The sequence below is a fragment of the Planktotalea sp. genome (assembly GCF_018607995.1).
GTDB lineage: Bacteria > Pseudomonadota > Alphaproteobacteria > Rhodobacterales > Rhodobacteraceae > Planktotalea.
This window is the reverse complement of sequence record NZ_JABBAL010000016.1, coordinates 14,882-37,538: the sequence shown is the minus strand read 5'-3', so window position 1 is coordinate 37,538 and position 22,657 is coordinate 14,882. Positions and strand designations below refer to the sequence as shown.

Below are 22,657 nucleotides of genomic sequence, written 5' to 3'. Positions count from 1 at the left end.
TTGAGCCCTGCTGCGATTGCAGTTCAGAGCACTCAGTTAAAAAACTCTCGCGGCGTGTAGACGTTGAGTAACATCGCGAAGAGGCCGTACATGATGGCCAGAAAACCAGCCGTAATAAGAGCTCGCCTAATCCAGCTTTTGATCTCACTGTGCTGGGCAGGATCGTAAAGGCTGAGTAGGATGAAGAACGCAATTGTCGAGCTTGTGTAAAACCCCAGCGCTTTCGCAGCCCAGAAAATATAAACCAACATCACTAGTAAACCCGGCGTGATGCGCGACATCGCCTCCATCGAAAGACCGTTGCCGACTTTGGTTTTGCCGAGCAAGGCTTTGCCAAATGTCCAGATTGCGAGAACCGCAAAAACGGTTGAGATCAAGCGCGGAAAGGTGAACGCTTCTGAGGGCTGTTGCGTGTAGCTCAGGTAGCAAACGGAAATACCCACACCGGCGACGATGCCAGAGGCGATGATATGCTGATTGCGGGGCAGATCGGGCATGATTACAGCGCCTCCTCTTTATGGACGGCGTCGTCCTTGGTGGTGTAGCGGATCTGGCGCAGTTCCATCCAGACCGAATAGGCGATGGAGGCTAGAACGACCGCGATCAACGTTAAGTTCAGCGTGCCAGTCAGGAAGTAGGGGCCAAGGCCGCTGGTTGCGTTCGCGATCATGCTGCCTTGTACGAAGTTTGCCTCCGCGATGGGGCCAAGTATAAGGCCCAACACCAAGGGAGCTGCGGAAAAGCCAAAGCGCTCAAGGAAATACATACCAATGCCGAGCGAAGCCATCACGTATACATCCCCCATGGAGTTTTGAACCGAATAGCTCCCAAAGAGCGCGAGACCTAAAACGATTGCCGCCATCACCGAGTGCGGAACCCGTGCAACAGAAGCGGCAAGACCAGCAACGTAGAGCCCAAAGATACACATCAGAATTTGACCGATCAGCATGGAGTTTATGAACGTCCACGCCACATCCGGATGATTGTCAAAAAGATCCGAGCCCGGGAAAATACCGTGGATCAGGAGGCCACCTAGAAGGACAGCCGCTGTAGGCGAACCGGGGATAGAAAGCGTGAGCAAGGGCACAAGGCTGGGACCAACCATTGCATTGTTGGCAGCTTCCGCTGCGATCACACCCTCGGAATGGCCGGTGCCGAATTTTTCGCGCTCTGGGCTGAATTTTTTGCTTTGATCATAGGCCACAAGACCTGCGATTTGCCCGCCCACACCGGGGATCAAGCCGATCACAGAGCCAATTGCAGTGCCAATGCCAAGCGCGCGTCTGCGTTTGATGACTTCGCGGATCGAGTCCATGACAGGTTGTTTCTTTACGGCGATCACTTCTGCCGTTGTGTCATTGGGCCCTTTTGCGAACATGGTGATAACTTGTGGGATCGCGAAGAGACCGATCAGCGCAGGAATAACATTGATGCCCCCGCTGACAGCTGGATGAAAGATAAAGCGCTGGGCCCCCATAATGTCATCAAAGCCAATCGTTGCGAGCCAAAGTCCAATGCAGCCTGATAGTAACCCTTTAATAACGCTACTGGAATCAAGTGATCCGATGATTGTCACGCCCAAAATCGCGAGCCAGAAAAGGTGCGATGGTCCAAAGGCCAAGGCCCACTTCGCGAGAACTGGTGTGAGGAAGATAAGCAGCATCACACCGAACACACCACCGATGGCAGAGGAGACGAACGAGAGCTGCAACGCTTTCGCGCCCTCGCCCTTTTGCGCCATTGTATGACCATCGAGCGTGGTCGCGATGTTTGCAGGGGCGCCGGGGATCTTCAGCAAGATCGCCGAAACAGCACCCCCTGCGACGGTTGATGTGTAAGCGGCACCGAGAAGAATTAGGCCCTGTGCGGCTTCGAGTTTGAACGTGAATGGAATAAGCAGAGCGACTGCCATCGTCGGTGACAGGCCGGGCGTTGCGCCTAATATCAAACCGCCAATCGTGCCGATCAAGAGCAAGCCGAAATTCACAGGCGTGAACACATCGCTAAAATAGAGCAGAAATTCCAAGCGTTTGCCTCCCTTGGCGCAGCCGTGTTGACGTTTCAAGCTAATCAATGAAAATAGTTTTGCAAATGTTTTCACAAAATTAGCTATAAGGAGTGCATAGATGTCTGATAATAATAGTAAAAAAGCGGATATTATCTCTGTCGCAAAGGCCGCAAAGGTCTCGGCCTCAACTGTGTCGCGTTACTTTAATCACCCTGAATTGCTGAAAAACTCAACACGTCGCCGCATTGATTCCGCTGTTCGCAAGCAAGGCTACATTCGCAATCGCGCGGCGCAGACGATCCATGGGATTCGCTCTGGCACGATTGGGGTTTTGGTGCCCACAATTGATCACGCAATCTTTGCAGAAGTGGTGCAGGCCTTTTCTGACGCGGTGGCGGAGCATGGGTTTACTATTCTGCTTGCTTCGCATGGATATAACGCGAAACAAGAATACGCAGTGCTGCGCAAATTTTTAGAACATCGCGTCGATGGCGTTGTGCTCACAGGTCTTGAGCATGATGAGGCAGTGTTCCAACTGATCGAAAGCCAAGACATTCCTGCGGTTTTGATTTGGAATCACAGCGATAGCGCGCGCCTGCCGTGCATAGGAGCCGATAATCGGCGTGCTGGGCAGTTGATTGCGGAGCATATCCTCGACCTCGGTCACCGCGATATCGCCTGCATGTTTCCACCTATGGTGGGCAATGATCGCGCGCAGGATCGGCGGATGGGGGTGATGGACACACTCGCCAAAGCAGGGGCGCAAGTGCGGGCTGAGTGGCAACTTGAGACGATCTATTCTATTTCCGCCTCTAAACGCGACACAATAAAGATATTGTCGAATGAAATGCGTCCGAGTGCCATTATTTGTGGCAATGACATCCTCGCCACAGGCGCACTCTATGGGGCACAAGCTTGTGTATTGGGCGTGCCGCAGGACGTCTCCATCGTTGGAATCGGCGACTTCAAGGGCTCGTCCGAGATTGAGCCGGCTCTCAGCACAGTGCGCCTGCCTGCGGTGCGGATCGGGCAAGAGGCGGGGCGGGCGCTGGCGCATGCTATCACGCAAAAAGAGAGCAGCATCGCGAATTTGCACTGTTTGCCAGAGCTTGTGCCACGTGCCTCAAGCGCAATTGCCAAACGATAGCTGCGACAAAAGTGGAAGAATCCCGTTGCACGCTTCGTTTGCGACGCTAGTCTCTGGTTAATCATAGACTGGGAGAGTGACATGAAACATCTATCTGCAAAACTCGTCGGCGCGGCCTTTATCGCGTCTTTGGCTGGCGAATCGGCTGCAACCGAATGGAATGTATCCGTTTGGGGCAAGCGCCGCGCATTCACAGAGCACGTTGAAAAATTGGCCGAGCTGGTGTCTGAGAAGACCAACGGCGAATTCACGATGAACGTTTCTTACGGGGGGTTGTCCAAGAACCGCGAAAACCTTGATGGCATTTCCATCGGCGCGTTTGAGATGGCGCAGTTCTGCGCAGGCTATCACCGCGACAAGAACCGTGTGATCACTGTTTTAGAATTGCCATTCTTGGGCGTTGAAAACCTTGAGCAGGAAGTCGCCGTGTCCAAAGCCGTCTACGCGCACCCCGCGGCGACCGAAGAAATGGCGCAGTGGAACGCGAAACTGCTGATGACTTCGCCGATGCCACAGTACAACTTGGTCGGTACGGGCGAAGCACGCTCCACCTTGGCTGACTTTGAGGGTATGCGCGTGCGCGCAACAGGCGGTCTTGGCAAAGCATTTGAAGCGGTTGGCGCGGTCCCGACGTCTGTAACTGCGACGGAAGCGTATCAAGCGATGGAAGGCGGGGTTGTCGACACAGTTGCGTTCGCACAGCACGCGCACCTCAGCTTTGGCACGATCAACCAAGCAACTTGGTGGACGGCGAACTTGAACCCCGGCACGGTGAACTGCCCTGTTGTGGTGAACATCGACGCTTATGAGGGCCTCAACGATGAGCACCGTGACGCGCTCGATAGCTCGATTCAGGAATCGCTTGATCACTACTTGGCGAACTACGGCGAGTTGCTCGCGCGTTGGGACTCCGTTCTGGAAGAAAAGAACGTGGCCAAGGTCGAGATCGCGGATGACGTGATTGCGGATTTCCGCGCCAAAGCTGCTGATCCAATTCGCGATGCGTGGATTGCAGACATGGAAGCGCAGGGCCTGCCAGGTCAGGAGCTTTATGATCTGGTCGTGAAAGCGCTTGCTGATGCGAAGATGTAATTAAAACTGGGGTGCGTGGGATACCACGCACCCTACCTTTTTACTGCGCTCCATTTCTAATATTTAGGGATATCGCATATGGCAGGCTCAGCAGCCGTACTCGAAGATTCCAGCTTGCTCAGCAAGCTAGACCGCACGCTTTTGCCGTTGGAAAGGTTCTGCGCACTGCTCAGTGGCATAGCAATTTTCTCCTTGATGTTCCTCGCGGTTTACTCGGTCACAGGGCGCAAATTTTTTGCCTCGCCTATGATGGGCTATGTGGATTACATCGAAGCCGCAATGCCGATAATTGCGATCATGGGCGTGTCTTACGTGCAGCGTGATGGTACTCATATTCGCATGGATATGTTGGTCTCCAAGCTCCGTGGTCGCGTGCTTTGGCTGTTTGAACTGACCTCTGTCCTGCTTATCCTAGTTCTAATCCTGTCGCTCACTTGGGGCGCTTGGGATCACTTTGATCGCTCTTTTGATTGCGCGCGCCCTTTGTGCAGCCGCGATAGCTCCATCGACGTAGGTATTCCGATTTGGCCCTCTAAACTGGTAGTGCCTATTGCCTTTGGCGTGTTGGCCTTGCGGTTGATCTTGCAAACGATCGGCTTCGGGCGCGCATTCGTCTTGAACTTAGAAAACCCTGTAGCTGTGCCGCTGACACTGACAGTCGCAGAGCAAGCCGCGATTGAAGCAGCCTCCATGGAAGGGGCCGATTGATGGAACCGATTGAGATTGGCCTATGGGTCAGCGGTGGCATGTTGGTGTTTGTTCTGCTTGGCATGCGCGTGGCGTTCGCAGCAGGGCTAGCGGGGTTTGCAGGGCTGGTGTGGCTCCGCTGGAATGGGTTTGACTATGACCCAGACCGCTTTTGGAAAGCCTTCCAGATCAGCGTGAAAATCGCAGGCCTGACGCCGCATTCTAAGGTGTCTGCGCAGGTTTTGAGCTTGATTCCGGTGTTCATTTTGATCGGCTATCTGGCTTATCATGCTAAATTAACGGTTGCTCTGTTTGAAGCTGCAAAACGCTGGATCGCTTGGGTGCCGGGCGGGCTTGCGGTGTCGACCGTTTTCGCGACGGCGGGTTTCGCCGCGGTATCAGGCGCATCGGTTGCGACGGCAGCGGTGTTCGCGCGCATCGCGATCCCCGAAATGCTCAAGGTGGGTTATAACAAAGCCTTCGCCGCTGGTGTTGTCGCAGCGGGTGGTACGCTTGCCTCGCTCATTCCGCCCTCTGCGATCCTCGTGATTTACGCGATTATCGTGGAGCAAGACGTGGGTAAACTTCTGCTCGCTGGCTTCATCCCAGGCGCGTTTTCCGCTCTGGTTTACGCAGCTCTGATCATCGGTATGGCGATGACGTTCAAAAATATCGGCCCGCCTGTTTCGGGCTTCACATGGCGCGAGCGCTTTGAGTCTTTGCCGCCTGCCTTGCCAATTGTGGCAGTGGTCGTGATCATCATTTTCTTCGTCTATAACCCGTTTGGCGATGCTTGGGGCACGGCAACAGAAGGCGGTGCGATTGGTGCGTTCATCATCTTTTGCATGGCGCTTTATCGTGGAATGCGCTGGGCGAAACTGAAAGAGGCGCTGCTGGAAACAGCAAAGCTAACAGTGATGATCTTTACGATCATCTGGGGTGTGCTAATTTATGTGCGTTTCTTGGGCTTTGCCAAGTTGCCGGATGCGTTTTCGGATTGGATCACCTCGCTGGACATGGCCCCGCTCACGATTTTGATCTGCATTTTGCTCGCATATGCGGTGCTTGGGATGTTCATGGATGCCATCGGTATGCTGCTGTTGACGCTGCCTGTGGTCTATCCTGCGGTGATGGCGCTGAATGGCGGTGAGTTGGTGAGCGCGGCGGACAGTGCGTTTGGCATGTCTGGGCCAATGTGTGCGATCTGGTTTGGGATACTGGTGGTCAAAATGGCGGAGTTCTGTTTGATCACACCACCTATCGGCCTCAACTGTTTTGTCGTGGCCGGCGTGCGAGACGATCTCACGGTGCAAGACGTGTTCAAAGGCGTGACGCCATTTTTCATAGCAGATGGAGTGACGATCGCGCTGCTTGTCGCGTTTCCGAGCATTGTTCTTTGGTTGCCCTCGCTCGTGTAACCTTATGTGCTGCAGCACGTAAGGCTGTTGGATAAAAATCTAGGGATATCCCTCATGACCCACATTCTCGCTATTGACCAAGGTACCACTTCCACGCGCGCGATCCTTTTTGGCGCGGACATGGCACCTGTCGCCTCTGCTCAAGAAGAGTTCAAACAGCACTTTCCGCAAAGCGGCTGGGTAGAACATGAGGCAAGTGATCTGTGGTCTACCACCGCCAGCACATGTCGCGGGGCGATCGAAAAAGCGGGCATCTCTGCCAAAGATATCATGGCAATCGGTATCACCAATCAACGCGAAACTACGGTCATTTGGGATCGAAAAACTGGTAAAGCCATCCACCGTGCGATTGTTTGGCAAGATCGCCGCACGTCCGAGCTGTGCCAAACGCTCAAGGCCGCTGGTCACGAGGAAATGGTGACAGAGCGCACGGGTCTGCTGCTCGATCCCTATTTCAGTGCAACCAAACTCAAGTGGTTGCTAGACAATGTAAAAGGTGCACGCACGCGTGCCGAATCGGGTGAGCTGGCTTTTGGAACCATCGACAGCTGGGTCATCTGGAACCTCACAGGCGGCACCTCTCACGTCACCGACGCCACCAACGCCGCGCGCACTATGCTTTACGATATCCGCAAAGGCCGTTGGTCTAAGACCATGTGCGATTTGCTCGATATCCCGATGAACCTGCTCCCGGAGGTAAAGGACTCCGCTGCTGATTTTGGCGTGACGCGTGCCGATCTGTTTGGCCGTGAAATCCCTATCCTTGGCGTTGCAGGCGATCAGCAAGCGGCCACAGTTGGGCAAGCGTGTTTCGAGCCTGGCATGCTCAAATCTACTTACGGCACCGGCTGTTTTGCGCTTTTGAACACGGGTGATACGCCTGTCACATCGAAAAACCGTTTACTCACGACAATTGCCTATCAGCTTGATGGCAAACCCACATACGCGCTCGAGGGCTCGATCTTTGTGGCGGGCGCTGTTGTGCAATGGCTGCGCGATGGGCTCAAGATTATTCGGGATGCGAAGGAAACTCAGCCGCTCGCCGACAATGCTGACAAAGGTCAAGATGTTGTGCTTGTACCCGCGTTCACAGGTCTTGGCGCGCCTTACTGGAACGCGGAGTGTCGCGGGGCTGTTTATGGGCTGACGCGCAGCACGGGGCCTGAGGAAATGGCGAAAGCGGCACTTGAGAGCGTTGGTTTTCAAACGCGCGATTTGCTGGAAGCGATGCATGCGGATTGGCCAAATGCTGAGGAGGCTGCCTTGCGCGTCGACGGTGGGATGAGCGCGTCTGATTGGGCGATGCAATTCTTGTCTGACATTCTTGGCGCGCCTGTAGATCGACCCGAAGTGTTAGAGACAACAGCGCTTGGCGCGGCATGGCTAGCAGGGCAGCGCGCGGGTGTCTATCCTGCGATGGATGAGTTCGCGGCGACATGGGCGTTAGAACGCAAGTTTGAACCGACATTGGACGAGGCCTTACGCACACAGCGCTACGCACGATGGGGTCGGGCCGTGCAAGCAACCTTGTCGGTGTGAGAGAAGCAGGGTAGGCAGCGTACAAACTCTGGGGAGTCATTGTGAAACAATATCATCAAGCTTTGCGCGACGTGCTGGAGCAGGGCGTGCAATCGACAGATCGCACAGGGACCGGCACGACCTCGCACTTTGGCCTGCAATGCCGCTACCCGATGGCAGATGGGTTTCCGCTGGTCACGACCAAGAAACTTCACCTCAAATCCATTATTCACGAGCTTTTGTGGTTCCTTGCAGGGGACACGAATATCAAATACCTTAAGGACAATGGTGTCTCGATCTGGGACGAGTGGGCCGATGAGAACGGCGATCTTGGCCCCGTCTACGGCTCGCAGTGGCGCCGTTGGCCAAGCGGCTCTGATATGGGGCCAATTGATCAGATCACGGACCTTGTTGAAGCGATCAAAAAGACGCCAGATAGCCGCCGCCTGATTGTATCAGCGTGGAACCCGGCGGAAGTGCCCGACATGGCGCTGCCGCCATGTCATACGCTTTGGCAAGTACGCATCGCAGGGGGCAAGCTGCATTTGCAGCTTTACCAGCGCTCTGCGGATATGTTCCTTGGTGTGCCATTCAACATCGCCTCTTACGCTCTTTTGCTGCATATGTTGGCGCATGTCACGGGGCATGAGCCGGGCGATTTTATCCATTCCATTGGCGATGCCCATATCTATTCCAATCATATGGAGCAGGTGCAAACGCAACTCGCGCGCGCACCCCAAGCGTTGCCTCATTTGAAGATCAAGCGGAAGGTCAGCTCGCTTTTCGATTTCACTTATGACGATTTTGAAATCATAGGCTACGACCCTGATGCGGGCATCAAAGCTCCAGTGGCGGTGTAACTTATGATCTCCTTAATTGTTGGACGCGACAAGAATGGCGTTATTGGTAAAGGGAATGATATCCCGTGGTACGCGCCCGAAGATCTGCAATTTTTCAAACGTGAAACGCTAGGCGGCGCGATTATCATGGGACGCAATACCTGGGACAGTCTGCCGTTCAAGCCTTTGAAAGATCGCCTCAATATAGTTGTGACGTCGCAAGGTTGCGCGGCCGAGCTGACTTGCAAAAGCATTTCAGAGGCGATTGATCTTGCGTTTTCTAAAGGATTTCGACGGATCTACGGGATCGGCGGTGCGGGTATCTACCGCGAGATGATCGAGCTTGCTGATCGGCTTTTGATCACCGAAGTCGATCTTGAAGTCAGCGACGCGGACGTCTTTTTTCCCGAGATCCCAGCCGAAAATTGGCAAATCATTGGAGAAACACGCTTGCGTGAAGAAATACCGGCTTGCTCAGTTTTTGAGTATTTGCGCCTTTGAACCAGCCCGTATACGCGCAATTTTTTGGTAAAAGAATCAAAGGTTTGCACACGATTGCTGTCTTTTGGCCTTGGACGCATCTGCTTAAATTGACCTAATTTCGCTGTATGTTACCCCTAGATCATACAAAAAGATGATCTTGAACAGTAGTCGAAAGTGCAGTTCCATGTTTTCAAAAATTTTGTCAGGTGCCATTGCTGCGACAATCGTGACCGCATTCCAAGCCTTCGCGTGGGGTGATATGTATATGGGGGACGGCACGCACAACCCAAATAGCGTGGTCCCTGTTGCGTATCACGGATCGAACTATAGCCCGATTGGTCTGCAAACTGTTGTGTTGGGGGAGGGTGATTTGTTGCGGCACGGCCGCGCGTGGCTACATGCCTATGAAAATAGCGCACTCGAATTCTCATACGCACACTATCATATGAAAACACCTACACACAACAAGACCCACGCGCACTGACTGCGAAACGTAATTCGAAGTAACAAAGCCCAGCGACTCCGTTGGGCTTTGTTCGTTTTATAGCAGCGCTAAGTTTGCGGCCATCTGGCGGCCATCGCGCCCGTCTTCTAGCTCAAAAGAAATCTTTTGATTGTCTGCCAACCCGGTCAAACCCGAACGCTCGACGGCTGAGATATGTACAAAAACATCATTGCCTCCGCCTTCCGGCTCGATAAAGCCGAACCCTTTAGTTGTATTGAACCACTTGACTGTGCCATTGGGCATGACCGTACCTCCTTATTAGCTTTGGTGACTGTCAGCCTAGCGTGATTTTAAAAAAATCAAGAATTTCCATATGTGATAGCGTTGACATTTTCGTTATTTCGCCCAGTTTTACCCGGTGAAAAAAGGACCTGGCTATGAAAATTTACGGACTCAAGAATTGCGATACGTGTCGTAAGGCTTTGAAGGCTTTTCCAAAAGCGGACTTCATTGATGTACGTGTTGACGGTGTTTCATCAGACCTCCTGCAAGATGCAGAAAAAAGGTTTGGGTCTGCGATTGTTAATTCTCGTTCAACCACGTGGCGGGGATTAGATGACACGGCGCGTGCACGACCTGCGCTTGAGTTGCTGAAGGCTCACCCAACATTGATGAAGCGGCCGCTCATTGAGATGGACGGCACGCTCTATTTGGGTTGGACGAAAGAGGTGCGGGCCGCCTTAAGTGTATGATTTATTAAGAAGTTTGTCGAGCGGCAGCCAGCCCGCACCCTTGAAGACGATAATCGACAAGGCAAGGACCCAGAACATACGTTGATCCAAAATGATGCCATTGGGGATGCGTTAGCTCACGGTAGTGCTCTGTGAAGTGGTGTGTGAGAAAAAATCCATAAAAAACAGAAAAGACCCGCCTGATGGGGCGGATTTCGTTGCAATTTTAACGTGATTTCTGTGAAGAGTTATAATTTGTCTGGTGGGGTAGCTTCTAGTGAAAGTGTCTTTATTACAGAATCCAAGGCTTCAACCTTCGTTTGTTTCTCACCAAGGCGTCTGACGGTCACTGTCCGCTCTCCCACTTCGCGCGCACCTACGGCCAGAATAACCGGAACCTTGCCGACAGAATGTTCGCGTACCTTATAATTAATCTTTTCGTTGCGAATATCCGCCTCTGCGCGCACGCCAGCCGCTTGCAGTGCTGCGACCACTTCATAAACGTAATCATCTGCGTCCGAGATAATGGAGGCCACAACAACCTGACGCGGCGCAATCCAGAACGGAAGCTTACCAGCATGGGATTCGATCAGGATGCCGATGAAGCGCTCGAACGAACCCAAAGTCGCACGGTGCAGCATCACGGGGCGATGCTTGTCGCCATCCGCACCGATATAGCTGGCGTCCAACCGCTCAGGCAGGACGAAGTCCACTTGGTGCGTACCACATTGCCAATCACGGCCAATCGCATCCGTCAGAACGAATTCCAGCTTAGGACCATAGAAGGCCCCTTCGCCTGGGTTCATTTCAGGCTCAATCCCTGCCGCACGAGTTGCTTTCAGCAGAGCGTCTTCGGCCTTATCCCAGACCTCATCCGAGCCAGAACGCTTTTCAGGGCGATCCGAGAATTTCACGCGGAACTGTTCAAAGCCGAGGTCTTTGTAAACGCCAGACAAGAACTCAATATAGGTCGCAGTTTCTGATTCAATCTGATCTTCACTACAGAAGATGTGCCCATCGTCCTGCGTAAAGCCGCGCACCCGCATTATGCCGTGCAAAGCGCCAGACGGCTCATATCGATTGCACGACCCGAACTCAGCCATGCGCAAAGGCAAGTCGCGGTAAGACTTCAAACCTTGGTTAAAGATTTGCACGTGGCAAGGGCAGTTCATCGGTTTCAGAGCATTCACAGCCTTTTCGCGCGCGTGCTCTTCATCGACTTCAACGATGAACATGTTCTCTTGGTACTTTTCCCAGTGACCAGATTGCTCCCACAACTTGCGATCCACGACCTGAGGCGTGTTCACCTCAACATAACCACCCGCATATTGCTTGCGGCGCATGTAGTCTTGAAGCTCTGTGTAGATGCGCCATCCATTTGGATGCCAAAAGATCTGACCTGGCGCTTCTTCTTGCATGTGGAATAAGTTCATTTCGCGACCAAGCTTGCGGTGATCGCGTTTCGCGGCTTCCTCAAGCATGTTCATGTGCTTCTTCAGCTGCTCTTTATTCAGGAACGCACAGCCATAAATCCGCTGCAACATCGCTCGATCTGAATCACCACGCCAGTAAGCGCCAGCGATGCTCATCAGTTTGAAACTGTCACCTGGAACTTGCCCCGTGTGCTGCAAATGTGGACCACGGCACAGGTCCTGCCACTCGCCATGCCAATACATGCGCAAAGGCTCGTCGCCGGGAATGGCGTCGATCAGCTCGACCTTATAGGGCTCGTTGTTGTCTTCATAATGCTTGATCGCTCGGGTACGGTCCCAAACTTCAGTGCGCACAGCGTCGCGCGCATTGATGATCTCTTTCATCTTCTTTTCGACCATGCCGAGGTCTTCAGGCGTAAACGGGTCCTTGCGATCAAAGTCATAGTACCAGCCGTCTTTAATGACAGGGCCGATGGTAACTTTCACATCTGGCCAAATCTCTTGCACTGCGCGCGCCATAATATGCGCGAGGTCGTGACGGACCAGCTCAAGCGCGGGCTCTTCGTCCTTCATGGTGTTCAAGGCAATTGAACTGTCGCTCTCGATTGGCCATTGCAGGTCCCAATGCGCGCCGTTCACAGTCGCGCTGATCGCTTTTTTGCGAAGAGAACTGGAAATATCCGCAGCAACATCAGCCGCAGTGATGCGGCGTGCGTACTCGCGTTGATTGCCATCGGGGAAAGTAAGGGTGACGTTAGCCATATCGGCGCTCCTCGTCAGTTTGGCGCCCACGAAAGCGCCCGGTTGCGGGTTTGTACTATGTGCATCCTCTCTATGAACCTGCGCAAGAATCACGTCAAGTCGGCTAAGTGCTTGATTGCGTACAAAAGTATGCCGTGTTGTGTGCGAGGGAATACTGTCGCAGGTGAAGTAAGCTCATGTTTTCAATGAGTATTATTGTGAGTGCTTGGGGTTGAGGTCGCTTGGAAAGTCCTGATATGCTTGAAAAGCGACAAAAAAAACCTCCTTTTGGACATGCTGGAGCAGAGATATGCCACGTTACAACACACAATTTGAATTGACTGTTGAAGACCTCGACGTGATCGAAAACGCGCTTCGCGAAGTTAAGACCAAAATGAGTAATGATGCGCTTGCGGCAAACACAGACAATGCCCCTCAGTCTGACGAGGTGAGCCAAATCCATGATCTGCTTGGCCGCTTGCACAATCAAAAGGTCTTTTACCGCCCAAAGAATGGCACATATATAAGCGGCTAACCCCGCGTTGCTCTTGCGAAAGGGCACTCTGAACAGCATGATCGCGCCTAACCAGTAAAGGGAGGGCGCGATGGCATTTCTAGAGACGACTCAAGGACGCACGCTTGCCTATGAAAAAACAGAAGGCTCTGGGCCTACAGTGGTTTTTTTGGGTGGCCTTAAGTCTGACATGCAAGGCACTAAAGCGATCCATCTTGAAGATTGGGCTATTGCCAAAGGTTGGGCCTTTCTGCGCTTTGACTACTCCGGGCATGGCGAAAGCTCTGGTGCGTTCACAGATGGCAGTATCGGTGATTGGGCAGAAGACACGGGCGAGGCACTTGAGAAACTAACTGACGGGTCGCTCGTACTTGTTGGGTCTTCGATGGGTGGATGGCAGGCGCTTTTGGCAGCCAAACGCATCCCCGAGCGGATCGCAGGGCTTGTGACAATTGCGGCCGCACCCGATTTCACCGAAGACAGCATATGGGCCGGATTTGATGCAGGACAACGCGCTGAATTGGAAAGTGCAGGGCAAGTTGCGCTGCCGTCTGAGTATGGCGAACCCTATATTATCACCAAACGCATGATCGAAGATGGGCGTGATCAACTGGTGCTGCGCGACACGCTTGATATTCCGTTTCCAACGCGATTCTTACAAGGAACGGCCGATGAGGATGTCGATGTGTCGGTTGCTTTGCGACTTTTATCACATGCGAATGGGGCTGATATGCGATTGACACTAGTAGATGGTGCGGATCATCGTTTTTCCGACAATGCTTGCCTTGACTTGATAGAGCGCTCTGTCGAAGACGTGCTGAATTTAGCTGAGAATTCCTTATGAAGACTGTTTTGAAATGGACCGGCTGGCTGGTTCTGGTCTTGCTTGTGGGCGTTGGGCTTTTGGCACTGCTGGGTCCGCGCGAGAAAGTTGATCTTAGCGCAAGTTTCGACGCGTCACTGTTCGGGGACGATATTGATGCCTATTTCGAGCGCGAGGAAGCGAAGTTTTCTGACATCGTCGAAGGCGTTTAGAAGCGCGTCGTTTGGGCTGGTGATGTTGGGGTTAAGACGCAATTCAGTGTTCTTTATATCCATGGATTTTCAGCGACCTCTGAAGAAATCCGTCCGGTTCCTGACAAAGTCGCCGAGGCATTGGGCGCGAATTTGGTATACACGCGTTTGACAGGTCATGGACGAAGCGGCGCAGCGATGGCGCAAGCCAATGTAGGTAACTGGATGTGTGACGCCGCCGAAGCGTTAGCTGTCGCGCGCGCTGTAGGTGAAAGTGTGCTGGTGATCTCGACTTCAACGGGTGGAACGCTGATGGGGGCGGCGGCGCTGCGCGAGAATCTGATGGAAAACGTTGCAGGCGCGATTTTTGTGTCTCCGAACTTTGCGATAAACTCCGAGTCTGCGGTCATTTTGACATCGCCAGGGTTTCGCTGGTGGGGGCCTCTCGTCGCAGGGGCGGAGCGCAGTTTTACTGTCTCCAACGGCGACCATACTGCATATTGTACGAATAGTTATCTGACGGTTGTCTTGCTTCCGATGGCGGCGCTAGTAAAAGTAGTGGACGGTTTGGAATTGGGGCAAGCCAAGATACCAGCCTTGTTTGTTATTTCAGATAATGATCAGGGCGTAAGCCCGACGAAAAACCGTGAAGTCGCAGAGGAATGGGACGCTGCCCCAAACCCCGAGGTGTTTTTAGACCAAAGAAGGTGAGGCTTATGATCGAGGCGATCTATGTGATCTGGTTTGAAGGCCGCTGATGCGTAAGCCTGCATCTATGTGGTCGCTTGAGACTTTGGGGCGTGTGCGGCTTTCTAAGTATTTTTACATGCGGGAATTTCTGTATTCTGAGATTGGGAATTTCCATCAGATCCGCAATATTCCAGAGGATCCTAATCTCGCGATTGAAAGGGGACGGCGATTTTGCACAGAACTGCTTGATCCATTAGAAGAGACATTTGGTCGGGTTGCAGTGCGCTCCGGCTATCGTTCGCCAGAATTAAACGCATTTGGCAATGCGCATCGTTTGAACTGTGCACGTAATGACTATCCATTGGAGTGTCACATTTGGGATCTGCGCGATGTGGAAGTGGCGGGCGCGTCCATTGTGATTCCTTGGTTTGCAGAGCGTTATGAGCAAGGGCGCGATTGGCGAGACATGGCGTTTTGGCTTTATGATCATCTCCCTTTTGCGGAGGCTTGGTTTTTCCCCAAGCTTTGCGCGTTCAATCCGACATGGCGACCGGATGTGCGCCGGCGGATTGACAGCTATATTGCTCCCAAAGGGACCTTGCTGCAGGCGCATGCAAGTCCGGCCGAACTCATGGTAGAACGCCAGAAACGTTATGCTGATTTCCCCGAGTTTCGTGGTTTGAACATCAGCTAGACAGCGTGTTTGTACGGGCATATCGTGAAAACTCCTGGATGATAAAGGCTATGATATGACCCTACCGGCAACCCCCTCCTTCCGCCTTGATGGCAAACGCGCCTTGGTTGCGGGCGCAAGCAGCGGCATTGGCATGGCTTGTGCGGTTGCTTTGGCTGAAGCGGGCGCGGATGTAACGTTTGTTGCACGTCGCGCTGAAGTGTTGAACGACGTCGTAAGCGCTGTGAGTGCGGCAGGCTACTCTGCGCGTGCGTTAGCTTTGGATGTGACGCACACGGACGCCGTGCGCGAAGTTTTTGAAGCGCAGCCCTATGACATCGTTGTGAACTCTGCTGGTTTGGCGCGCCATAGCCCTGCGGTGGAGACGACGGAGGACGATTTTGATGCAGTTATGTCGATTAACGTGCGTGCGGCTTATTTTATTGCGCAACAAGCCGCAAAAGCAATGATTGCCCACGGCAAAGGCGGGTCAATCATCCAGATTTCCAGCCAAATGGCTCATGTGGGCGGCGTCGAGCGTGCGGTATATTGTGGCAGTAAACATGCGATTGAGGGGATGAACAAAGCGATGGCCATTGAATTTGGGTCCGCTGGCATCCGTGTGAATTCTATTTGTCCAACCTTTATCCTAACGCCATTGACCAAGCCGACTTTTGAAGATCCTGAAAAACGCGCATGGATTGATAGCAAGATTAAGTTGCCTCGTGTGGGCGAGGTCGAGGACATTATGGGCGCGGCAGTCTTTTTGGCGTCAGATGCATCGGGCATGATTACTGGGACTTCAATTCTCGTGGATGGCGGTTGGACTGCGGGGTAATTTATCCGCGCAATGTGCAGCTATCGGCTTGCGCTTGTGACGTGAGCAGATAAGTCTTTGATCAAGCTGTGGCATCATATTTTTAAGGATCCGTGATGAACGAACCTGTAGTTTTTCTTCCTGGATTGATGTGTGATGCGCGGTTGTTTGGACCACAGATCGCTGAATTGTCGTCGGACCGTGCGGTCATGTGCGCACCGATTTCGCAAGGCGAACGGATTGAAGAAATTGCCTCTGACTTGCTGGACGTGTTGCCTACAAAATTTGCGCTGGCAGGATTGTCGATGGGCGGCATAGTCGCGATGGAAATATTGCGTCGTGCGCCCGAGCGGGTGACGCGCATCGCCTTGATGGACACCAACCCTTTACCCGAAACGCCGCAAGCGGCCGCAGCACGCGAGCCGCAAATTATTGGCGCGCGCTCTGGGCGTTTGTCAGAAGTCATGCGCGAAGAAATGAAACCGAATTATCTGGCACCCGGTCCACGACGAGTAGATGTGTTGAACCTAGTGATGGATATGGCTGCGATCATGGGGCCAGAGGTATTCGTTCGCCAATCGCGTGCCTTGCAACGGCGTCGCGATCAGCAATCAACCCTGCGGAAATGCAAAGTTCCCGCGCTTGTTTTATGTGGGGAGCATGACGCGCTTTGTCCCGTGAAACGCCATGTTTTTATGGCGGAACTCATTCCTTATGCGGAATTGAAGGTCATTTCGAACGCAGGGCATTTGCCGACGTTGGAAAACCCGGATGCGACAACAGAAGCACTTTATGAGTGGCTGGCGCAGCCGTTTGTGTTGCAGTGAGTGCATAAAAAAGCCGCGCAAGACCATGTCTGCGCGGCTGATAAGTGAGCGATCTGAACGTCTAGTCCATTGCTTCCAATTCGTCGATCATACCTGAGATCATTGATAGACCTTTGTCCCAGAATTTCGGATCAGAGGCATCAAGGCCGAAGGGTGCAAGCAGGTCTTTGTGGTGCTTTGAGCCACCCGCTTTGAGCATGTCGAAGTACTTTTCTTCAAACCCTTCATCGCCCTCTCGGTAGACTGCGTATAGCGCATTCACGAGTCCATCGCCGAAGGCATATGCGTAGACATAGAAGGGGGAATGCACGAAGTGCGGGATATAGGCCCAGAAAGTCTCATAGCCATCGACGAAATCAAATGCTGGCCCTAAGCTTTCGGCTTGCACGCTCATCCAAAGGGCATTGATATCCTCGGGGGTCAGTTCGCCGCCGCGACGGGCGTCGTGGAGTTTGCACTCAAAGTCATAAAAGGCGATCTGGCGAACGACCGTGTTGATCATGTCCTCGACTTTTCCCGCGAGCAGGATTTTGCGCTCGGCCTGTGTCTCTGCCTTTTCCAGCATCTTTTGGAAAGTGAGCATTTCGCCAAACACGCTTGCTGTTTCCGCCAAAGTCAAAGGCGTGGAGGAGAGCATTTCGCCCTGACCTGCGGCCAGAACCTGATGCACGCCGTGCCCGAGCTCATGGGCCAAGGTCATCACATCGCGTGGTTTTCCGAGATAGTTGAGCATCACATAAGGGTGCACATCGGTGACCGTCGGGTGTGCAAATGCGCCGGGGGCTTTGCCGGGTTTCACGCCTGCATCGATCCAACCTTTTCTAAAGAAGGGTTTGGCAATCTCGCCCATGCGTGGATCGAATGCATTATAGGCGTCCATCACTGTGGCCTCGGCGGCGTCCCAGCCGACGATTGCGGTGTCTTCCATTGGCAAGGGGGCGTTGCGATCCCAAACTTCCATGCGTTCAAGGCCGAGCCAGCCGCGTTTCATCTCATAATAGCGGTGGCTGAGTTTCGGATAGGCTTCGACCACGGCTGTGCGCAGCGCTTCGACGACTTCGGGTTCCACGTGATTGCTCAGGTGGCGGCCCGTTTGCGGGGTTTCCATGCCGCGCCAGCGATCAATGATTTCTTTCTCTTTGGCTTGCGTGTTGTGAACGCGCGCGAATGTTTTGACATTCTCGCCAAGCACACGCGCAACTTCGCGGCTGGCCGCTTCGCGCTTGGAGCGATCTTGCTCCGTCAGCAAATTTAAAGTGCCCTCAATATTGAGGGTCTTGCCGTCCACCTCAAAGCTGAGGCCTGCAATTGTTTCATCGAACAAGCGTTCCCACGCATCACCTACAACGCCAAGATCGTGCAGGAATTTTTCCAATTCATCGCTTAGTTGATACGGCTTCATCGCACGGATGCGATCAAATACAGGCTTGTATCTGGCAAGGTCTGTGTTCGCAGCGAAATGCGCGTTAAGTTGGGTATCCTCAAGGCGGTTAAGTTCAAGTGTGAAAAAGACCAAAGGCGTGGTGAAATTGGTAATCTTTTCCTGCATGTCGGACATGAATTTAGCGCGATCAGCATCCGTGGTCAGCTGGTAATAGCGCAAGCCTGCGAAGGACATAATGCGCCCCGCAATCGAATTGATACGTTCATTGCGCAGCACGCAATCAAGTAGCTCAGCCGCGTCGAGGTTTGCTAGCTTGGCCTCAAAGTCGCGCGCGAAACTAGCACAAGCCTCTTCGAGCCAATCCAGATCGCGCTTTAGTTCGGGGGCATTTTCATCCGAATATAGATCGCTGAGATCCCATTCTGGCAGATTGCCGAGGGGATCCGGACCACCGCCAGCATTGGCGTCACGAACGGGGAAGGGAAGTTGGAACATCGAAAACCTCATATATCTTTGGCCCATAACCTAGGCATGCGCGCCGCGAGTTAAACCCCTAAAACGCGAGATGCTCGTTCTGGTGAAGGGCTTAGCCATAGAGACGTAACATTTCTTTAAGATCATCAAGGCTGTTGGCATCTTGTGCCGCTTTATCTTGTCGCCACCGCAACATGCGTGGGAAGCGCAGGGCGACACCGGATTTATGACGCGTGCTGCGTTGGATGCCTTCGAAAGCGATCTCGAACACATGTTCGGGCGGAATCCGTCGCACGGGACCAAAACGTTGCAGCGTGTTCTTGCGCACCCATGCGGTGATCTGGCGAAACTCCGCATCGGTCAGGCCTGAATAGGCCTTTGTGAACGGGATCAGATCGTTGCCTTGCCAAACGGCGAAAGTGTAGTCCGTGAAAAGGGTCGCACGCCGCCCATGGCCCGATTGTGCGTAGATCATCACTGCATCTATGGTCAGAGGATCAAGCTTCCATTTCCACCAATCACCTTTCTTGCGCCCTGCCAGGTAAAGGCTGTCACTGCGTTTTAACATCAGTCCTTCCGCATGATGTGCACGGGCTTCGGCGCGGGTTTGCGCGAGGTCTTCCCACGTCTTTGCTTTAATCTGCGGGGATAGCTTGATCGGTGCGTCGCTTGGCACATCTCTCAGAGTAGTATCCAAAAGCGCGCGCCGCTCTAAGAATGGGTGATTACGGATATCTTCGCCCTCCCATTCCAGAAGGTCGTAAGCGTATAGAATAACAGGCGTGTCGCGCAGCAATTTAGCGGGCGTCGTCTTGCGACCAATCCGTTTTTGCAGATCTGCGAACGGCAGGGGTTGCGCGTCTTTCCAACCCAGTATTTCACCATCAAGAACCGTGCCCGAAGGCAGATAATCCAGCAAACGCATGAATTCGGGGAAGCGGTCCGTCATCAGTTCTTCGCCGCGCGACCACACGAAATGTGTACCACCGCGCAGTATGACTTGCCCGCGAATACCGTCCCATTTCCATTCGGGGTGCCAGTCCTCAACAGCGCCAAGATCGTCGGGCGCGCCGTCTAAACCATGCGCTAGATAGAATGGATAGGGGCGAGACAACGCACTTTCGGGATCATCCGCTTCGATCAATGTATGGAAGTCCGTGCTCTGCGGTGTCCAATTGCCCATCAAACGGTGTGCCAGCTCAGCCTCGTCTTTGCCTGTGGCGCGTGCAAGGGCACGGGTCATAAGTTTTTGTGAAACCCCAACGCGAAATCCACCTGTTATCAGCTTGTTAAACAAAAATCGCTCAGTGCCACCAAGGGTATCCCACGCGTTTAGTACGAAGTCTTTCTTGGCTGTTTCATCAGCGTCCTTAAAGCTGGCCAATGCATCGATCCAATGGGTCAACCCCTTGTTGGAGTGCTGTGAGTTGACTGGCAAGATAAGCCCAATCGTCTCGGCAAGATCACCGACAATCGGGTAGCATTCCTCAAACAGCCAAAGATCAATGCCTGCGGTCTCCGCCGCCCAAGTGCGCAGTTGTGTCGTGGTGACCGCGCGCTTGGGGCGACGACCAGAGAACAGTGCGATGGTCCATAAGCGATCCGCATCATCTGCGGTCTCAAAATACTGAGCGATCGCGTCGACCTTGCGGCTGGTTTTGGTGGTTTCGTCCAAGGCTTGGAAAACTGTTGCAAAGTCTCTCATGACGCGTCGCTCTCGACAGCTGCGTCTGGCTCTTCACTATCGCCCTCAAACGCGGTTTCTACGATTGCAGCGTTGTATCCGATACTGTTTAAGTGGCGCGCAAAGATGTCCGTGTAGCCGTGCGTGACGTAGATATTTTCGGCATTTGTCGCGGATATTGCGTCCAGCAAACCATTCCAATCCACATGATCGGAGATGATAAATCCCTGATCTAACGCGCGCCGACGGCGCACACCGCGCAGCCGCATCCACCCGCTGGCAAAACCGCTAGAGTGCTTTGCGAACCCACGCGCCCAGTTCGAACCAAGTGCCGCAGGTGGTGCCAAGATCATTGCGCCTTTATAAGCTTTTCTGTCCAAGTCAGGTGTCACCAGCGTGGTAGGCGGCAACTGCACGCCCTGCGCGCGTAAGATTTCATTGCTGGCTTCGATCGCCCCATGGGTCAGGATCGGGCTGATATCCGTATCTAACATGGACAAAATGCGTTGGGCCTTACCGAGTGAGTACGCGCCGATGATGCTGCTCACCCCGGCTTGCGCATTCTTGTGCCACCATGTGTTGATTTGCTCTGCGATCACGGTCTGAGGCTCCCACTTGAAAATGGGCAGGCCGAAGGTGCATTCAGAGATGAAATGTGTGCAGCGCACTGGCTCAAAGGCTTCGCTGATGCCGTCATCTTCGGTTTTGTAATCACCAGACACGACCCAGATTTCGCCCTTGTAGGCTAGGCGGATCTGCGCAGATCCGATCACATGGCCCGCAGGGTGAAACGAGATCTCGACGCCATTCACGGCCACCGTTTGCCCGTAGTCAATTGTGTCGAGCGTGATGCTACCCAGCCTGTGGCGCATCACGGGGGCTGCACTTGTTGTACACATGTACCTTGCGTGGCCTGCTCGTGCGTGATCTGCGTGTCCATGGGTGATAAGCGCGCGCGTCACAGGTTTCCACGGATCGACATAGAGAGCTGCGCGGGGGCAATAAATGCCGCGGTCCGTGAAGGTGATGAGCGGGTCTGAAGCCATGCCCAGGAACATAGAGCGCAAAACGCGTGATGCTACCGCAGTGGATTTATTATTCAGAGGGCGTCGAGAAAAGCGACGGCCTCTTTGGTCAAGGTCGCGCGGATCGTGGGGTTGTCCATGAAGACTTCGTGCTCCGCATTTTCGACCATGCGTAACCTGCCGCTCGACCATGAGGCCATTTTCGTGTGCACGGCGCTGGCATCAACAATGCGTTCGTTATCGCCAAGAAACGTTAGGGCCGGCAACGTGGGCACAGGGGCGTTCATGATCGCGTTACATTCTAGCAGTGCTTCTCGCAGCCAATGCAAGCTAGGGCCGCCAAGTTCCAGCCCGGGGACTGCACGAATTTGATCGCCCATCAATTTCCACATCTCGGGATCGCGGGTCAGCGTGTTGTTCTTAAACGGCTGATTCAGGATAAAGCTGCGCGCGTTGGTGCCTGGGGTTAGTGTGCTTCCAACGCCAAATAAATCCGCTGCGCGCGATAAGACCCATGCGGCAGGGCGCAGTGTGGGGGACATGAGAATCCCCCACATCGGTGCCGAGAAAAGCGCGCCCTTTACAGGGAGACCGTCGATGATGGAACGCAGGGCGATGCACCCACCCATCGAATGGCCTAACAAGGCTTTCGCAGGAGGCATTCCTTGTTGCGCCATGGTACCTATCAGGGTTTGTGCATCTTTTTGATAGTCTTGGAACGTGCCGACGTGACCGCGCAGTGGCTCATCAATCAATTGATCTGACAGCCCTTGGCCACGCCAGTCTACCGTCGCAACCGCGTAACCAGCGGCGTGCAAGTCCGCCGCAACATGAGCGTATTTCTCAATGTATTCAGTGCGCCCAGTGTAAATCAGCACAGTATCCGTGGCCCCATCCAAGGGCCACAGCCCAATGCGCAGACGCACCCCGTCCGATGCTTCGCGCCAAAGCGCGTAGCCGCTTGCCGGACCATTGCAAATTTTGGCGTGATAGGGTGCGTCAGTCATGTCTGT

24 protein-coding genes are annotated in these 22,657 nt (G+C 53.6%); 16 read left to right on the top strand and 8 right to left on the bottom strand.

Annotated features, from left to right (window positions below):
* Nucleotides 1–32: 32 nt before the first annotated feature.
* Nucleotides 33–497 carry a tripartite tricarboxylate transporter TctB family protein gene (locus tag QZ280_RS06290; protein ID WP_293441730.1) on the bottom strand — a complete coding sequence of 155 codons (465 nt, stop codon included), beginning with the start codon at nt 495–497 and terminating at the stop codon, nt 33–35.
* A 2-nt stretch (nt 498–499) separates the two neighbouring features.
* Nucleotides 500–2,026 carry a tripartite tricarboxylate transporter permease gene (locus QZ280_RS06285; RefSeq protein WP_293441729.1) on the bottom strand — a complete coding sequence of 509 codons (1,527 nt, stop codon included), beginning with the start codon at nt 2,024–2,026 and terminating at the stop codon, nt 500–502.
* A 100-nt stretch (nt 2,027–2,126) separates the two neighbouring features.
* Here QZ280_RS06285 and QZ280_RS06280 point away from each other — a divergent pair, with 100 nt between their 5' ends.
* The 8 genes from QZ280_RS06280 to QZ280_RS06245 all read left to right on the top strand — a co-directional run bounded on the left by QZ280_RS06280 (nt 2,127) and on the right by QZ280_RS06245 (nt 9,676).
* Entirely contained in the window at nt 2,127–3,155 is a 1,029-nt protein-coding gene (locus tag QZ280_RS06280) for a substrate-binding domain-containing protein (protein ID WP_293441728.1), read from the top strand.
* 81 nt (nt 3,156–3,236) lie between these two features.
* Entirely contained in the window at nt 3,237–4,247 is a 1,011-nt protein-coding gene (locus QZ280_RS06275; RefSeq protein WP_293441727.1) for a C4-dicarboxylate TRAP transporter substrate-binding protein, read from the top strand.
* A gap of 78 nt (nt 4,248–4,325) precedes the next feature.
* Complete coding sequence (locus QZ280_RS06270) at nt 4,326–4,955, top strand: TRAP transporter small permease (protein ID WP_293441726.1); 630 nt, start codon at nt 4,326–4,328, stop codon at nt 4,953–4,955.
* The gene (locus QZ280_RS06265) at nt 4,955–6,352 is read left to right on the top strand and encodes a TRAP transporter large permease (protein ID WP_293441725.1); all 1,398 of its coding nucleotides are present in this window, start codon (nt 4,955–4,957) and stop codon (nt 6,350–6,352) included. Before QZ280_RS06270 ends, QZ280_RS06265 begins: the two co-directional genes overlap by 1 nt.
* Nucleotides 6,353–6,406: 54 nt before the next feature.
* Nucleotides 6,407–7,891: a glycerol kinase GlpK gene (gene glpK / locus QZ280_RS06260; protein WP_293441724.1), complete on the top strand. Its 1,485-nt coding sequence runs from the start codon at nt 6,407–6,409 to the stop codon at nt 7,889–7,891.
* A gap of 41 nt (nt 7,892–7,932) precedes the next feature.
* Nucleotides 7,933–8,730 (top strand): thymidylate synthase, encoded by a 798-nt coding sequence (locus QZ280_RS06255; RefSeq protein ID WP_293441723.1) that lies wholly within the window; start codon nt 7,933–7,935, stop codon nt 8,728–8,730.
* 3 nt (nt 8,731–8,733) lie between these two features.
* Nucleotides 8,734–9,210 carry a dihydrofolate reductase gene (locus tag QZ280_RS06250; protein ID WP_293441722.1) on the top strand — a complete coding sequence of 159 codons (477 nt, stop codon included), beginning with the start codon at nt 8,734–8,736 and terminating at the stop codon, nt 9,208–9,210.
* A gap of 166 nt (nt 9,211–9,376) precedes the next feature.
* Nucleotides 9,377–9,676: a hypothetical protein gene (locus QZ280_RS06245; RefSeq protein ID WP_293441721.1), complete on the top strand. Its 300-nt coding sequence runs from the start codon at nt 9,377–9,379 to the stop codon at nt 9,674–9,676.
* 57 nt (nt 9,677–9,733) lie between these two features.
* Here the strand turns inward: QZ280_RS06245 and QZ280_RS06240 are convergent, their stop codons facing one another.
* Nucleotides 9,734–9,940, bottom strand: a complete 207-nt coding sequence (locus QZ280_RS06240) for a cold-shock protein (RefSeq protein ID WP_009829086.1) — start codon at nt 9,938–9,940, stop codon at nt 9,734–9,736.
* Nucleotides 9,941–10,074: 134 nt separating this feature from the next.
* Between QZ280_RS06240 and QZ280_RS06235 the strand changes: the two genes are divergently transcribed.
* Complete coding sequence (locus QZ280_RS06235) at nt 10,075–10,389, top strand: ArsC/Spx/MgsR family protein (RefSeq protein ID WP_293441720.1); 315 nt, start codon at nt 10,075–10,077, stop codon at nt 10,387–10,389.
* 227 nt (nt 10,390–10,616) lie between these two features.
* On the opposite strand, the gene thrS is transcribed toward QZ280_RS06235, so the two are convergent.
* Entirely contained in the window at nt 10,617–12,563 is a 1,947-nt protein-coding gene (gene thrS / locus QZ280_RS06230; RefSeq protein WP_293441719.1) for a threonine--tRNA ligase, read from the bottom strand.
* Between the two features lie 289 nt (nt 12,564–12,852).
* On the opposite strand from thrS, the gene QZ280_RS06225 reads away from it, so the two are divergent.
* From QZ280_RS06225 to QZ280_RS06195, 7 genes are all read left to right on the top strand, one after another.
* Entirely contained in the window at nt 12,853–13,077 is a 225-nt protein-coding gene (locus QZ280_RS06225) for a hypothetical protein (protein WP_293441718.1), read from the top strand.
* A gap of 70 nt (nt 13,078–13,147) precedes the next feature.
* Nucleotides 13,148–13,900 (top strand): alpha/beta hydrolase, encoded by a 753-nt coding sequence (locus tag QZ280_RS06220; protein ID WP_293441717.1) that lies wholly within the window; start codon nt 13,148–13,150, stop codon nt 13,898–13,900.
* Nucleotides 13,897–14,091, top strand: coding sequence for a hypothetical protein (locus QZ280_RS06215; RefSeq protein WP_293441716.1), 195 nt, complete (start codon nt 13,897–13,899; stop codon nt 14,089–14,091). Before QZ280_RS06220 ends, QZ280_RS06215 begins: the two co-directional genes overlap by 4 nt.
* A 57-nt stretch (nt 14,092–14,148) precedes the next feature.
* Nucleotides 14,149–14,781 carry an alpha/beta fold hydrolase gene (locus QZ280_RS06210; RefSeq protein WP_293441770.1) on the top strand — a complete coding sequence of 211 codons (633 nt, stop codon included), beginning with the start codon at nt 14,149–14,151 and terminating at the stop codon, nt 14,779–14,781.
* A 64-nt stretch (nt 14,782–14,845) separates the two neighbouring features.
* Entirely contained in the window at nt 14,846–15,454 is a 609-nt protein-coding gene (locus QZ280_RS06205; RefSeq protein WP_293441769.1) for a hypothetical protein, read from the top strand.
* A gap of 55 nt (nt 15,455–15,509) precedes the next feature.
* Complete coding sequence (locus QZ280_RS06200; RefSeq protein ID WP_293441715.1) at nt 15,510–16,271, top strand: SDR family oxidoreductase; 762 nt, start codon at nt 15,510–15,512, stop codon at nt 16,269–16,271.
* A 95-nt stretch (nt 16,272–16,366) separates the two neighbouring features.
* Nucleotides 16,367–17,077 carry an alpha/beta hydrolase gene (locus tag QZ280_RS06195; RefSeq protein ID WP_293441714.1) on the top strand — a complete coding sequence of 237 codons (711 nt, stop codon included), beginning with the start codon at nt 16,367–16,369 and terminating at the stop codon, nt 17,075–17,077.
* Between the two features lie 61 nt (nt 17,078–17,138).
* Here QZ280_RS06195 and QZ280_RS06190 read toward each other — a convergent pair whose 3' ends face one another.
* From QZ280_RS06190 to QZ280_RS06175, 4 genes are all read right to left on the bottom strand, one after another.
* On the bottom strand, nt 17,139–18,956 hold the full coding sequence (locus QZ280_RS06190; protein ID WP_293441713.1) for a M3 family oligoendopeptidase: 1,818 nt from the start codon (nt 18,954–18,956) through the stop codon (nt 17,139–17,141).
* Between the two features lie 91 nt (nt 18,957–19,047).
* Nucleotides 19,048–20,640 carry an ATP-dependent DNA ligase gene (locus QZ280_RS06185; RefSeq protein WP_293441712.1) on the bottom strand — a complete coding sequence of 531 codons (1,593 nt, stop codon included), beginning with the start codon at nt 20,638–20,640 and terminating at the stop codon, nt 19,048–19,050.
* Nucleotides 20,637–21,665, bottom strand: coding sequence for a ligase-associated DNA damage response exonuclease (locus QZ280_RS06180; RefSeq protein ID WP_293441711.1), 1,029 nt, complete (start codon nt 21,663–21,665; stop codon nt 20,637–20,639). The genes QZ280_RS06185 and QZ280_RS06180 overlap by 4 nt, the downstream gene beginning before the upstream one ends.
* A gap of 53 nt (nt 21,666–21,718) precedes the next feature.
* Nucleotides 21,719–22,651, bottom strand: a complete 933-nt coding sequence (locus QZ280_RS06175; protein ID WP_293441710.1) for an alpha/beta hydrolase — start codon at nt 22,649–22,651, stop codon at nt 21,719–21,721.
* Nucleotides 22,652–22,657: the final 6 nt, after the last annotated feature.